Here is a 14,003-nt window from a genome sequence, read left to right as displayed (position 1 = left end):
TGCTCAAGCTGTCAAAGTTGAAATGTTGAGTATACACGAGAAAACAGGAGAAAACATTACTTTATAGTGGGAGTGAGAGTTTGAACAGAATAGTTTTATTAGCGGGTGCAACTTTAATTATTTTTGTCACAACGTTATTTTATTTTTTTGTAGTAAATCCTACTTTTTTTGAAAAAGAAAGTAATTTAACAGAGATAAGATCTGCAGACCACATGAAATTAGAATATGATTATTTTCATGGAAAAAAATATTATCCGATTCATTTAAAAAAAGGAAACAAATTCTCTGTTGAGTATAGTTTTATAAGTAAGGGAGAAATAAGTGTTGTTTTTTTGGACCCCAAAGGAAAATCAATTAGGCCGAATGTAGATGGAGCTTTGCTGAGTATTGTTGCAGATGTTGACGGTGAATATAACTTACTTATTGAGGGAAACAAGATGTCAAATGGGGAAATCACTGCTAGTTGGAAGGTAGAATGAAAAACAACAACCAAACATTTTATGTATTTCTGAAAAAGTCGGGACAATCGTCCCGTTTTTTTCATTTCTGTCCGAAGCCTACGCCTCAAATTTCCGAAGCGAAAGTATTAAATTTTTTTGATATTCGTCAAAATCGACAGATTTCTCATAAAATTGGTATAGTAAATGGGCATTTCTGCTTAGTTTCGGCAAAATGTTTAGAATTTGTTCAGAGCCCATTGTTTATAATGCAAGAAAGTCCGCTCTAGCTTTGTGGGAGTCAGCGATCAACACAGAATGTCCAGATTGTTGAAGGAGGTTTCGTTTGTGATCAAGAACAAGCTTTTATCGAAGTGGATGTCCATTCTGGTTATGATTTGCCTGATGGGCTCCATGATTCCTGTTCTGGGAATACCGACCGAGGTTTACGCGGCAACCGAGGATCAACAGATGCTGCTCGACGGTACTCCAATTGGTAATGCAACGAAGGAAGCAGGCAATGCATTTCGCAACTTTAACGTAAATGGCGCCGGCTTTGCCAGCTCCAGAGGATTTGTGCAGACGGAGCAGGATAAGGACATCAGCATCTATGCAGATGGCTCTATGACCGCCGATGATGAGGCTAGCGTACAGTTCGAAGTACGTGTCAAGGACAATCCGTTACTGGCTGCTATTGCTGCCGGCGGAGAAGCCGAGATTGAGGTCGGCTGGGATGAACTGCAATATGACGAAAGCTGCTTCTTGGGGATTTGTGCGACTTCGGTTACGACCGCAAACTTTTTTGTAGATAATGTGAACGTAATGTCGGGCCATAGCGGCGGCGGAACGATTGGCCACAGAGAAAAAATAGCCAAGTTCAAGGCGGATTCTACCATTCGCATTGAGATTTGGCTTGAAGATGAAGATGTGCAGGTCAAAGGCATTTTCATCCGATTCCGCGACAAGGTCCGCCCTGAATTAGAAAGCTATACGTTCACCGGCAATGGCGTGGACCGGGTGAACAAAAAAGGACAGCCGGAGCTTTACGCCAAGGCAGGGGAGAAAATCTCGCTGACGTACAACTTTAGTGAGCCGGTCAGACCGATGGCGATGACATCCTCTTTTAATGACCATTTTCTGCGGCATCCGTTGTTTGTGAATCCGGCGGGAGACGGCTTGCCGACGGCTGGGTTGGAGCAGTTCCTTACCAATACAACCTATAGGGCGTCGGACTTCGCAGGAGACTTCCGAAGCTTCCCGCTTCACCAGTCGATCAACTATACATATACTGCAGCCAAGTATCACCATAGCGGTAATTTGCCGCTGAAGCCGCGGATGAGAGAATCCGATGGCATCGCCGGGCTGAATCGCGGTCCGCTCGACTACAGTATGGAAGAAAAGCTCAACGGGGCTGTGTTTATTGATGCGGCCGGTAATGTAGCGAAGCCGATCACGCTGCCTAGCAAGGCGACGAACTCCAGTTTGGGCGTAGTCGCGGGTAAAACGATGAACCCCTTTGATTATGACAGCGGCGGCTATCGTGTCATTGTCGATGCGGTAGCTCCCAAGTACTCCAAGGTAGGCAACGGGATTCAACCTGAGATGGTCACTGGGGCTACAGTTAATAACCGCGATGTGATGGACTTTACGGTACAGTTTTCCGAGGAAGTAATTCCGCGGGATGACCGAACCGGCTCGCCTTATGCGTACGACAAGATGTACCTGCTGTTTAACAACGGCATGCGAGCGTACTATTACGATGCTGAAAATAATGCCAATCTCGGGTACCAGACCCAAAATGTTCGCTTCCGGATGGTGATCCCGGAGGGGGTCAAGGTTGAAACGCCGCTGTTGAAAGTGCTGGCTTTGACGCATGAACGGAAGGGCGGGCCGGATGGCTCAACGGATGCAAGCTTCCTGGCGCACGATAAAGATGTCATTCAGGATTACGCCGGCAACCTGCTGATTCAGCCAGCGAATTACTTGGGCGTCCATGTGGATGGCGACACATCGAATGTCAACTCGTTAATTGACTGGGCTAAATTTTCCGTCGATAATACGATTCCGATTACCAGCTTCCATTATGAAAATGATGGGGCGACGGATGTTCAGTATAAGAAACGGGGCAAAATCACAGTCGATGTCAACGATCCTCCTGTACCGATCCCGGTTATTGATCCGGAGTATAACGCAACGACCAACTTCGAGCGGCCAAGCCGGGGGATTTATCGCCCGTCGAATATGACCGGACCTGCTTCGCCTGCGGTTGGACTTGTGTATTACACCTGGACACGAAGCCAGGACGATCCGTTCGGCTCAGTGGATTACAAGAAGGATAATTTTGCGGCAATGAAACGGTTCTCGTTAACGGCCAAGCAGCCGAAAGAGAATTTATATCCAGACAATGCTGATATGCAAAATCTGACTCTTCAGGTGGTTAACAACAAAACCAATATGATCGCACCGCCAGCGGAAGCCATAACGGCCGCAGGCAGCGGAACCTGGTACTTGCATACGTGGACGGCTGATATGACGTGGGATACAGCGCGCGAGCTGATGCAATATGAAGCGATGAAGAGCTATAAGTTGAAAAATCCGCAGCAATACGAAGCCTGGAAGGCGGAGGCCTCTGGCTCGGAAGCAGATAAAATTTTCTATGCAGATAATAAAGCATTGGCCGCCGTAGGCCAATATGATGATCTTGGCGTTTGGGATCTCGACAAGTTTAAGCAACCTGACTCCAACTGGACTTACAAAGCGGCTCCGCTGTTGCTTGATAATCAAGGCCCGGCGATTACGCTGTCGGACAAGCTGAACGACAATTCGGCGAACGTTACGGTCACAACAACGATCCTCGACGAGCATAGCGGGTTGAAGGAAAATTATTACCAGTGGGTGAAGGAAGGCGCTGAACCGGAAGATATTGCTTGGAAGCCGATCGTACTGAGCGGCAACCAGTTCACGACCGGGACCAAAGCGGAAGTAACGGAGGACGGCAGCTACGTGTTGCATATCAAGGCTGTAGATCAGCTTGGCAATGAATCCACGAACAAGCTGAGTTCTCCTGCTATCGTGAATTCGTCGTCGCAAGTGCAAGGTAGCTTCTCGGAAGCGAGCGACCGGTATGTAAAGAGCCACGATATTATGTTTTATATTAACAAGCCAACGGTCAGCTCGGTGACGTATGTGCCTACTGTAACCGGCTCGACGTATTTGCTGGCCGCAGGAACTGCAGGAGCTTTTGAAGTCGGCTATGCGTTCGATTACCAGTCGATTCGTCCCGAAAGCAGCGGTGCATATCGCTGGGTGACGGGGGGAGACAGCAGCGGCGGCGGATTCGAATACCGCATTCCCGCTGATGGTTCTTTGAATGGCACACAGTATTTGCATGTCACCGTTAAGGAAGCCGGAGTTGAGCGCTACTATTATTATTCGAAGGCGTTCAAGTTCGATAACACAGCGCCAACCGTCGATTTCAGCATGCAGGAGGATTTGTACCCGCGTGCTAAACAGGAAGTTACCATTAGTGCTTTGGATACGCTGAATAAGGCGACGGCTCGCTACCAATGGGTATCTCAAGGCCAGCCGGCGCCGGAGGCAAGCTCTCCAGCATGGAAAACGCCAGGCGAAAAAGGTGCCGTTAGCCTTGATAACAGTGGGCTGCAGCCAGGTCAATCGGCGGATTATAAGCTGTATGTGTATGCAGAGGATGAAGCAGGCAACGGCGCTGTATTGGCGAGCCAAGGCTATTTCCGAATTTCCAAGCCGGTTGTACAGCCGCCAGCCAATGCCAAGTCGGATCTGCTTTATGTTACTGGCGATCAAGAGGATGGCTACACCGCGATCATTCAATTGAGCTTGGACGTGCTGGATAAGGCGGGTTACGAATATTCCGTGTCTCCGGATTTCGGCAAGAGCTGGCTGAGATGGAAGCCGTACACGAATTTCGTCGCTATCAAGGTGCCGACAGCTACTGTGCAGGCCGGTCAAATTCAGGTCCGCTACAAAACGGGGCCGCAAGGCGATGGCGCAGAAGGCGTGATCGGCGACGCCAAGCCGTTGGGCATCGGTACGGTCTCAGACATTGAGCCAGTGTACGGCTTGTCCACGTTAAGCACGACCCGACCGGTCAGCCCTATAACCGGGGTGAACATCGACATTACCGCCCCGCTTGGCATCAAAATTGTGCCGGCAGCTATTAATCCGTCGACGCCGCAGCGGACTGGCAACAGCTTTCGGGTGGAAGCAAATGGTTACTATGCGTTCGAGCTGACCGATACGAGCAATCCGGACCGGAAGGCGACGTTGTACGCGGTTGTCAGCAATGTGGATACGACCCCGCCGCAAGCCAGCATTGAACGGGTCGTAGCAGGTCAAGGCGACACGAACGGTAATGTGACGGTGAAGCTCAAGCCGACCGAGCCGGTTCATATTACGAATAATAATGGAAGCAACACGTATACGTTTACGGAAAACGGTGAGTTTACGTTCGAATTTGTTGATGAAGCAGGCAATCCGGGTGAGGCCAAGGCAACAGTTAGCACGATTGATCGCAGCGGGCCAGAGGTTAGAATTGTTCGTGACTACCAGAAGGACGCAAGCACAACTTACCGTACAATCGGCTCCGGTGACGCGATGAGAGCGGAAGCAGTGCGGCTGACGGTTAACAAGAAGGATAGTAACGCAAAGGATTTCATTATTCCCGATGGTATGCCTGGCTCAATGGTGATGACGGAGAACGGCGTGGCCGAATTTACGGTTTACGATCGACTTGGCAATATGACGATGATCAAGGAAACAGTCAACCATATCATCAGCTCGCCTCCGCAGATTGATAAGGTAACTTACACGATGGTCGATGATGCAGGCAACCCGCTGCCGGAGAGCGGCAAGGTCAAGCTTCCGAACGGCGACTACATCGCTCGGGGCAAAATGAAGGTTACGATCAGCGGCCGGACAGAGGCGCCGAACCAGGTGTTCGAGGGAACTGGCCCAAGTCTGAGCACAGAACCTCCATTCGGCTATACAAATCTGATCAGTCAGGAAGACGGAACCTTTACACTCGAAAGAACCTTTTCGGCTAACGGCTCCTTGTCCATTGCAGTGTCCGACTTGCTCGGCAATATCAATAAGGTGCCGGTTACGGTCACAGGCCTGGACAACAAGGCGCCTGAGCTAATCTTAAACGCAGCAACGACTGGCATTACGCTGAACAAGCCAAACTTCGACGCTCGTACGGATCTTGGCGGCTACACGGTTCGCGATAACGTATCTGCAGCGGACAAGATCCAGGTAACGGTCAGCGGACTGGACTTGTCCAGGCTGGGCCGCCAGCTTGTGACGTATACAGCAGCAGACGAGGCTGGCAATACAGCCACCGCTACGCAAGAGGTAATTGTGGTCGCTGTGGACGGCATGCTTATTTTTGCCAACGATATACCGCTTTCTGCGAGCAGCACCGAATCGGCGCTTCTCAACAGCAACAAGGTGAAGTTCAAGATTACGGGCTTCGATCAGATGAAGATTGGCGGCCAAAAGCTGACGAATGAGCGCGGCACGTACGACTTGGCCTATTACTCGGGTCTGTTCCGTGAAGGCCAGATGAAGACAATTGCGACGAAGCTGACTTACGAGCAATTAGTGCAGGGCAATTATGAAGTGACGTTCCCGAAAACAGGCTGGTATACGATTATTGTTCGCAACCAGGAACGGGAACGGGAGTATGCTTCGTTCTTTATCGGTAAGCTGGATTAAAGCTCTTCATATGGGAGAACGGGGGGAATCGTTGATTCCCTTCGCCATCCTACATATTGTGATTAAAGACAGGAGGCGCTCATGTGAAGCTGTTCAAACGAACGCTGGTGTCGGTACTGGCCTTGCTGCTTACGCTCGGTACGCTGACTCAGGCGACTTCAGCTCTGGCTGCTGTTGTCTCGCAACCCAAGACAACGGTGCTGGAAAACAAATATATTAAGGTAAGTGTGGACAACGCCACAGGCCGATTCGGGATTCGGACTGTGGACGGCCAGCCTGTCCGCAAGAAGGACGACAACGTAAATCTGATGTTCCGTGGCGATGACCCGGATACTTCATTTACGACATTCCGTATTGATGGCACAGATTATATTTTCGGTAACCCGTACAAATTTGGCGCAGCGTTCGCCTCGGAAATTACAACGCCGAAAATCGTGGAAAACAGCAACGGCACGAAGCAGATCGAGACGGTATGGACGATCCGCAATGTCGTGATCAAGCAAATCATCATGCTGTACAGCAATAATGATGACAAGCTGAAAGCGGGTAATGTTAACGTCCGGTATGAAGTGCTGAACAACACGGACGCCAAAGTGGAGCTGGGAACCCGGATTTTGCTGGATACGCAGGTTGGCAGCAATGATGGTCCGGAATTCCAGATCGGCAACATTTACAGAGCGCCGCTGCTGGTAGAGCGCAAGCTGGTACATGATCCGGAGAAGGACCCGAACATTTCGGTGGAAGACCGTGCTTATTACAAGCTGCCTCCTTATTGGGTGATGCGGGATAAGCTTGATTTGACCAATCCGCTTGCTACGAATGTGGTGGCATACGGCTTCAACAACTTCTCGGAAGCGAACATTAACCTTGTGGATGAGATGATTGTCGGTCACTGGAACGGACTTGCGAATACGAAGTGGGATTACACGCCGAACGGCAATCTCGATTTTACACGCGACACGAACGATTACGGGACAGCCGACTCGGCTGTAGCCTTCTATTGGCAGCCTAAGACGTTGGACAGCAAAAAGGTCCAAACGTTTGAGACCGTCTACGGCCTTGGTGAAATTATCGAGCCGGATAAAGTATTTTCCATTCGTTACGTAGATCCTCCGCAGCAGCTGGCGACAAACGCCGACAGCAGCGCTTATGAGAATGAAGGCATCTTCGAAATAACGGCTGAAGTTGAAAACCTGGCGATGTTTGATATGCAGCATACGAATATGACGGCGATGATGGAGCTGGAAAGCGGCCTCAATTTCGTAAAACGCGATGAAAACACAGGCCAGATCGTACGAGACGCCTCAGGAAAAGCGGTCACGGAGGCATACCGGAGCAAAGAGCTTGTTTTCCGTAAAAAAGCGACGATTGAAGAAGCTCAAAACGGTATCGAGCCGAAATATAAACCGGGCGACACCGAAACGTTTACCTTCATGGTGCAAGCGAAGGGCAAGGCGTGGCCGACGACCAAACAGTATATGCTGACGGTCAAAAGTCCGGAAACGGTAAAGAAAATTGAAGGCGTGGAAGATGAGGGCCTGAAAGCCCAATACACGTCCGTGAAGTCCAATTTTGTGCTGCTTCCGCCAATCGGGCAAGCGACGCCTACCTACGTATTTGGCTTAGCCCCTAAGGAAGCGTACAGCACAGATATTAAATATTTAACCGTTAACCTTACAAATATTGAAGCTTATAACACAGGCAATGAGTTGATGGCTCCTAACTTTGATCTTTATTTAAAGCAAAAGGGCACAACGAACCGTTACAAAGTAGCCGTGAAGGACAGTGTTGTGCTGCAGCCTGCGGACGATGGTTTTTCAGGCGACATGCGTATTTCGTATCGGGGCGGCGAGCTTGTCGATCCAAACGGCAAGGTGCTGCAGGCCGGGTTAGGGCCGGAGCTGCCGCTTGGCGAATACGAGGTGCAAATTGATTTCAAGGGCGATACAGGCGGCGATGAAGAGATCGCGGCGTTGTACGATATTACGACCAAACAAACGTTTAAGGTGACGGATAACCAGGCTGCGCGGGTACGCGAAGCTGGGCTGCTGGCTGTTTACAAGCAATATGTAAACCTGTTTAATGTCACTTCCGCTACAAATGGAAGATACTTGGAAGAGATCAACGAAGCCTTCCCGGGCAAAAAGTTTGAGAATGGAGCGGGACTAAGCGCTGCTGTAGGCGTGCTTAAGAATGTAAAAAAAGCGGTTGCGGTTGCAAGCAAGGCAATCGACCCGAAATTCGATATTCCTGGATTTACAGAGGATACGGATTTGAAGAAAACGCCGGCTTACAATTATAAGCTGTTTAGCTCCGAGTCCGAGATGGAGAAGTTTTTCGAGGAGGAGGACGCGTCTGGAGAGCCTGTGCGCGAGAAGCTCGTTGACATTCGCGGGATGATCCGCGAAATCGGTACGGGCAACGAGAAGCAGGTGATCGTCGATACGAAAACTGAACCGGCGCTTATTAATGAAGCGGTCGCGTACAGAGGGAAGGACATTGTGTTTGTACGCGGCAAGCTGGACTTTGCCGGAGTTCCGGCCGAGGCGAAAGCCTTGCCGTTCCTCGACTCGCTGATTGTCAAGGGCGAAGGCTCGCTTAACGTGGCGAACAGCGGCTTTACCTTCTACTCCGGCGAATGGACGCTTGATTTCTTCAACGGCTTCGATAAGAAGCTGGCGCCGACGCTGGTCCTGAAGCCGGAAGAGAACTACGAGGTATTCCCGGACAATCATGACAATCCGGAGGATACAAGCTTGAACGGTACGCTGAGCTGGGCGGCCGGCGCGCTGGGCGACCGGGTCAATCCTTACCGCCAGCTGGCGTTGACGCATGTGTACTTTAACAAGCACAGCTTGTTTGCCGCTCCAGGCTTTATGGTCGGCGGCTTCGGCTTTACGTTTAATGACTTTATTTTGCGGCCGGGCGGCATTTCCTTTGGCGGCAAGGTGTCGATGAAAATTGTCGATGGCGAAATTCGCAACGTCGTGTTCAACGATAAAGGCTTCGTCGGCATCGACGCGCGGCTGCGGTTCGACCTGGGCAAGGATCTTGGCTTATTCGAGGCCAAAAAGAAAGAGAAGAAGGAAGACGCCAGCACGGCAAGCGGTGCGATCAGCATTACGCATTATGTGCAGGAAGTTCCGGACGTGTCCAACAAATACGGCATCCGCTTCAAAGCCGATGTCAAGGGCAAGTTCGAGGTGCAGGCTGAGCTGGCCTTCAAGCAAGTGAAGGACGGACGCGTGCTGCCGGATGTCGTCGGCTTCGGCACGACGCTTGGCACTCCGGGTATTCCGATTGCTGGAGCAACGTATTTGACCGCCGTTCGCGGCGCAGTACGGGAGCTGGCGGATACGATTGCCGGAGGAACGTCGAAGGACCCGTTCCCGCTGGTCATTCAGGCTGGCGTCAGCATGCGGTTTGGGGTAGCGCCTGCCTACTTGTTTGGCGATATTGACATGACGGTCAAGCGGACGGGACTGGCGATTCTCGGCAAGATGGATTTTTCAACGAATCCGAATCCGTCCGATAGCGAGAAAATCAACATGATCACCAAAGCTCTGCTGGAGACGCAATGGGTGACCCCTTGGTTTGTACGGGTGGAAGCTGAGGTCGATATTGGCGGATGGGGCGTCATTGTTGGAAAAGCCGGTATTTTCGTCGGACAAAATCTGGAGAAGCATCGCATCGACTTCGAGGGTTATATCGGGGCCAGGCTGCAAATCCCGGAAAGTGTGCCGGTTGTCGGCGGCATGCCGCTTTCAAGTGTGTTCTTCGGCCTGAACAACGATAAAATTTGGGGCAGCATCGGCATTTTGTTTATTTCCCTGGGCGTCACGTATTATTGGGGCGGAGGCGTCGAGTTCGGCACCTCGCAGGAGAACCTGCCGGAGGGCTTTGCGCATCTGCTTGTGGAGGATCCGGAAAAAGGACCGCGGCTTATTGTCATCGGACAAGGCATGCGGACGGTCGCGACCTCCTGGATCGACGCTGAAAAGCCGAATCATGAGGTGGTGTACCGGGAGATTGCCGACGGCGTCAAGCTGCTTGACAACAGCTCGATGGAAGCGGGCATCGGCGGTATTCATGTGAAGGATGGCGGGCGCATCCATGAAATTCCGATGGGCGCTGTATCGGGCAATGGCATAATTGAGATGGAATATGATGAGGCCGAGCGGCCTGCCTTCACATTGAAGGACAAGGACGGCAAGCTGTACCCGGTCGAGTTCGACAACACCAACACGAATCCGGCGGCGAACGCATTCACGCAATTTATTCCGGCAGCGCAATCGGCGACGAAGGCTGACGTGCGCAAGGCGTATATCGTGTTGCCGCAAGCGAAGGTGCGGGAAGGCGGTACGTGGACGCTGACGGCGATGAAGCCAGTCGCGAGCCGTCTGCTGAATGTACCGGTCGTCGCGGATCTGAAGGATGCGGCGATTGAAACAAATCCGGCTGATCCGAACAAATTTACGGCCTCGTGGCAAGTTGAGCATGCGGGTTCCGATGATACAGTCGATCTGTACTTGACTAAAGAAGCGGTCACGGCCGACAAGACGCTGGTCGACGGCCAAGAGGTGCTTGATCCGGGCGAACCGGGCGTGCTGATTGCCAAGGGCGTCAAGGTGGATACCGGCGGTCAAAAAACCGGAACCGTAACAAGCGGCAAGCTGAATGTCGATGTCAGCCAGGTGGACATGCTGGGCGATACGGAGGATATTCGCGGCTTGCTGCAGCAAGGCAACTATTATTTGCGGGTGGCGCTGAAGTCGACGGCATCGTTCAAGACGAAAACCTCGACCTCGACGTACCGGATCACGGATCCGCTTGCGCCTGGCGAGGTGACGGATGTACAAATTGAGCCCGCGGGCAACGGCTACTTCGCGCTTTCCTTCAAGCCGGCGGCCAAGAAGCCGGAGCTGCAAAGCGCCGAGCATAGCTACTCCATCGCAGCGCTTCAAGAGGTGAACGGCAAGCGGGAGGCCTATCCGAACTTTGCCGAGCAGCTGTTTACGGAGCAGGAGCTCGCTCCTTACTGGAATAGCGCCACAGGCAAGTACGAGGGCATTCTTGTTGGCGGCTGGACGGAGTTTACGAATTCGGCGGCCGTTAATACCGACAATCTGCAAGGCTCGGAGCTTGCTGCAAATGAGAAGAAATCGTACCTCGGCCTGCAGGTCGGCGAGCATTATGTGATTGGCGTGTCGGCGGCGACGAAGCCGTCCAAGGAACAGGACAAGCATGAAAATCTTCACTTCTCCGATCGCGTGGACAGTGTCGACACACTGCTGCCGATTCCGGTAGAGCCGAAGCTCGGTCTGGAAGCAGGCAAGTATCCGGATTATCTGGAGGTGCTGACGAACCAGACGACGCAGACGATCCAACTGGTGGCCGATCAGCCGGATATTGAGGTTGAGGCGTTTTACAATGAACAATCGCTTGGGAAAGCAGCGCTGGTCAACAGCGGCTTGACGAGCAGCGGCAGCCTGACATTCGACCGCTTTACAACAGACGGATCGTATGGAATTGAGCTGCGGGCGAAAAACAAGCGTACCAAGGATCAAAAAGTAACGTTTATGTATTTGAATGTCGATACGAGCGCTCCGATTTTGTATCTGGATGAGCCGGTGAACGGACAGCGGACAGTCAACGGGGCGGTTACGGTAGCGGGCACGACATCCAAGGATGCGGTCTTAACCGTATATGTCAATGAAATTACCAAAGGAAAGGGCGTCGCTATTCCGGTAGCGGAAAACGGCAAGTTTGCCGGAACGGTGCCGGTTGTCGTCGATCATCCGGAGGCGCAGCTGCTGTTTGTCGCTCGCGACGGGGCAGGCAATGAAAATCGCGCCGAGGTTGCGGTGACCAACAACAGCTTCAAGGTGCCGACAGCCGTTGTGCTGAAGGTCGAGCCGCTTGTGCCTGGACAGACGGTCACGGTGGAGCCGAAGCTGAGACTGCAGCAAGGAAAAGCTCAGGGCAAGCCGGTATTTACGGACGTGCCGATGACGCCTGAGCAGTCGCAGCGCGTTGCCTATACGGTCAACAGCGGCGAAGCGGTGACGATTCAAGAGGTGCAGGTGGTCGATGCGGCCACGCAGAAAGCGAAAAAAGTGCTGAGCATTACCGCAGGTAAAAATAATGGGGCCAGCCTGATCGGGGCTACCTATGACATCGCTGCAGCCGATAGCGCTGCGGAGGCAGAAGCCGCTGAGGAAGCGGTCAAGCTTGACACGATGTTTGTCGCAGCCGTCAAAGCGCCGGAGCAGAAGACGATGGAGCGGTACGCCGCCACAACGGAGCAGGTTGGCGCTGCAACCGGGGTAACGCGCGTCAAGGTCGGCGAGATCGGGGCCGATGAAGGGTACCAGCTCGTGTACAAAGTATTTGCGCGGGGCGCGGGTGCGGAGGTTCCTGCGTTCAAAGCGTCGCTTGACAGCTGGAGCTTCCTGCCGCCGGATGGCGTTGTACCGGCGTATGCAGGCGATACGCTTGTTATCGCCAAACGAGTATCTGCAAGCAAGGAAGCAGTTGGCTCCTCGGCTGTCGTTAGCGCCAATGTAGCGGCCACGGGCGGTATCGCCGTTGGACCGATGGGCGGAGGCGGCGGAGCGCCGGCTGCAGGCAGCGCGAACGTTGTGCTGAACGGCCAGAAGGTGAGCGCTGATCGCAAGGGCGACGCGCTGAGCGTGCAGGTTAACGTCAAGGATGGCTCGGAGGCATTAGCCAAAGGCGACATCGTGGTGACGTCCGAGGATACGACGCTTACGGAATATACGTTCCGCTTCGACAAGGAAGTGGCGCTGGAAGCGGTCAGCAAGCAGCGGAGCATTCAGCTCAAGCTGCCGCAGGCGAATGTGGTCATTACGCCGGATATGCTGCAGGGCTTGCAGGGCGCTTTGGAAGTGAAGGTTCGTCCGAATGGAGCTCCGACGGTACGGGCGATGAAAGCATTGGCGGCCGAAGTGAACGGAACGCTGCTGGCGGACGGCCAAGGCGTGGAGGTTGTGACCAATTTGCCGCAAGCGGCGCGCACGACTTATATGCACACGAAAATTCCGGTTCCGGCCTCCATCCAGGCCAGCGAGATCAGCGCGGTCCTGTTGCGCGGAGCGGATGGGGAGTGGACGACGGTTCCTTGGAAGCTTGTCACCGAGCAGGGACAGACGGCTGTCGATGCTCAGCTGACGGGCGACGGAAGTGTAGTCTTCCTGCATCACACGGCCGATTTTGCCGATGTAGACGCTGAGTTCTGGGGCAAGTCGTCCATTGAAGCGGCAGCGGCCAAGCTGTTTATGCAAGGCAAGGCGGACGGGCAATTCGATCCGCAGAGCGAGATTACAAGAGCCGAGTATCCGACTGTGCTGCTCCGTGTAGCAGGTCTGATGAACCGGACGGCTGACTCGGCCTTTACGGATGTTGGCGGAAATGACTGGTTCAACCGCAGCGTTTCGATTGCCGCCAAGCTGGGCATTGTCAACGGTCTGGAAGACGGCAGCTACGCGCCGCAAGCGACGCTGAGCCGTGTCGAAGCGATGACGATGGTCGGACGTGTGATGCAGGTGCTCGGGCGTGGCGATGAGCTGTCCGAGGCCGAGGTGGAGAAGATGCTCGACGGATATGAGGACAAGCAGCAAATTCCGGCATGGGCGCGTCAGCAGACGGCGCTGAGCATCAAATACGGTATTATTCAAGGCGAAGGCAACACAATTAACCCGCTCGGCGTCTTGACGAGAGCACAGGCGGCGGCGATTGCGATTCGATTGAATGGCTGGATTGCCGGCGAAGGCAGCGAGTAAGGAGAGCGAC

Annotated in this window: 3 protein-coding genes; all 3 read left to right on the top strand. The window is 52.9% G+C overall.

What is annotated here, in order from left to right; all coding sequences use genetic code 11:
* The first annotated feature begins 80 nt into the window (after positions 1-80).
* The 3 genes from AC6ROY_RS18995 (at position 81) to AC6ROY_RS18985 (ending at position 13,993) form a co-directional block, all read left to right on the top strand.
* On the top strand, positions 81-479 hold the full coding sequence (locus AC6ROY_RS18995) for a hypothetical protein (protein ID WP_500102167.1): 399 nt from the start codon (positions 81-83) through the stop codon (positions 477-479).
* Between the two features lie 306 nt (positions 480-785).
* The gene (locus AC6ROY_RS18990; protein ID WP_500102166.1) at positions 786-6,191 is read left to right on the top strand and encodes a hypothetical protein; all 5,406 of its coding nucleotides are present in this window, start codon (positions 786-788) and stop codon (positions 6,189-6,191) included.
* An 83-nt stretch (positions 6,192-6,274) separates the two neighbouring features.
* Positions 6,275-13,993, top strand: a complete 7,719-nt coding sequence (locus AC6ROY_RS18985; protein ID WP_500102165.1) for an S-layer homology domain-containing protein — start codon at positions 6,275-6,277, stop codon at positions 13,991-13,993.
* The last annotated feature ends 10 nt before the right edge of the window (positions 13,994-14,003 follow it).

Source organism: Paenibacillus sp. sg306046, from assembly GCF_059821225.1.
Note: the sequence above shows the minus strand (reverse complement) of the source record. Positions and strands in the feature narration are given on the sequence as shown.